Origin of the sequence: Streptomyces flavofungini, assembly GCF_041028215.1 — a bacterium.
GTDB lineage: Bacteria > Actinomycetota > Actinomycetes > Streptomycetales > Streptomycetaceae > Streptomyces > Streptomyces flavofungini_B.
On record NZ_JASKYR010001217.1, the window covers coordinates 1 to 1280 of the forward strand.

1 protein-coding gene and 1 pseudogene are annotated in these 1280 nt (G+C 72.8%); one reads left to right on the forward strand and one right to left on the reverse strand.

The window, feature by feature from the left end; translation table 11 throughout:
• The first annotated feature begins 133 nt into the window (after window positions 1-133).
• On the forward strand, window positions 134-949 hold the full coding sequence (locus tag AB8Z36_RS39870; protein ID WP_369218246.1) for a serine hydrolase domain-containing protein: 816 nt from the start codon (window positions 134-136) through the stop codon (window positions 947-949).
• 65 nt (window positions 950-1014) lie between these two features.
• Here AB8Z36_RS39870 and AB8Z36_RS39875 read toward each other — a convergent pair.
• A pseudogene (locus AB8Z36_RS39875) lies at window positions 1015-1280 on the reverse strand (pirin family protein); the annotation flags it as partial.

A 1280-nucleotide genomic window follows, 5' to 3' on the forward strand; every position in this document is an offset into this window, starting at 1 on the left:
CACAGGGTCCGCCCGGCACAGGCCCCACCCAACCCGGGGCCCGCCCGGCACAGCTTCGGCCCCCTCACGGTCCGCCCCGCACGAGGTCCACCCCGCGGCCCTCAGCTCCCGGCGAGGAATTAGGCTCGGGCGCATGCAGAGCCTGGCGTTGATCGAGAACTGGCCGGTCCCCACCGCTGCCGCCGCCGTCGTACGCGCGGACGGGACGGTGGCCGGGGCACACGGACCGACCGACCGGCGCTTCGCGCTCGCCTCGGTCACGAAGCCGCTGGCGGCCTATGCGGCGCTCGTGGCGTACGAGGAAGGCGCGGTCGAGCTGGACGAGCCCGCGGGGCCCGAGGGATCGACGGTACGGCACCTGCTCGCGCACACCAGTGGCCTCGCCTTCGACGAGCACCGGGTGACGTCGGCGCCGGGGGTGCGGCGGCTCTACTCCAACGCGGGGTTCGAGGTTCTTGGTGATCACATCGCCAAGGCGACGGACATCCCCTTCGGGGAGTATCTGCGGCAGGCGGTGCTCGAACCGCTGGGGATGACGTCCACCGCGCTCGAAGGGGACGGCTCGCCCGCGAAGGACGGCGTCTCGACCGTGGACGACCTGGTGCGGTTCGCAGCGGAGGTGCAGGCGCCGCGGTTGCTCGACGCGCGGACGGTGGCGGCGGCGATGACGGTGACGTATCCGGGGCTGAAGGGTGTGCTGCCGGGGTACGGGCACCAGAATCCCAACGACTGGGGGCTCGGGTTCGAGATCCGGGACTCCAAGTCGCCGCACTGGACGGGGAGCAGGTCGTCGCCGCGGACGTTCGGGCACTTCGGGCAGGCGGGGACGTTCCTGTGGGTCGACCCCGATGCCGGGGCCGCCTGTGTGGCACTGACGGACCGCCCGTTCGGGCCGTGGGCCGCCGAGGTCTGGCCCGCGTTCACCGACGCGGTGCTCGCGGAGCTCTGACTCGCCGGGGCGGGTACCGACACCGCCTGCCCCGAGCCGCCCCGTCAGCTGCGTATCAAGCTCCGTCAGCTGCCGGTCATCTCCCACACCAGTAGCTCCGACGCGCCGTCACCGGTGGCCGCCGCCTCCAGGGACTTGGCTCCTGTGACCCGGGCCGAGTCTCCGGAGGACAGGAGTTCCTGGCCGAGGCAGATGTCGCCGTGGACGACGTGGACGTAGAGGTGGGGTGCGTCGGGGAGGGCGGCTCGTTCGCCGGGGGTGAGGCGGCGTACGTGCAGCAATGCGCCCGCGCCGGGGACGGCGTAGGGGGTGGAGTCGGCTATGCCGCGTA

Excerpts from the sequence above, each read along its gene's own strand:
- AB8Z36_RS39870 (WP_369218246.1), top strand. The coding sequence starts at position 134 with ATGCAGAGCCTGGCGTTGATCGAGAACTGGCCGGTCCCCACCGCTGCC.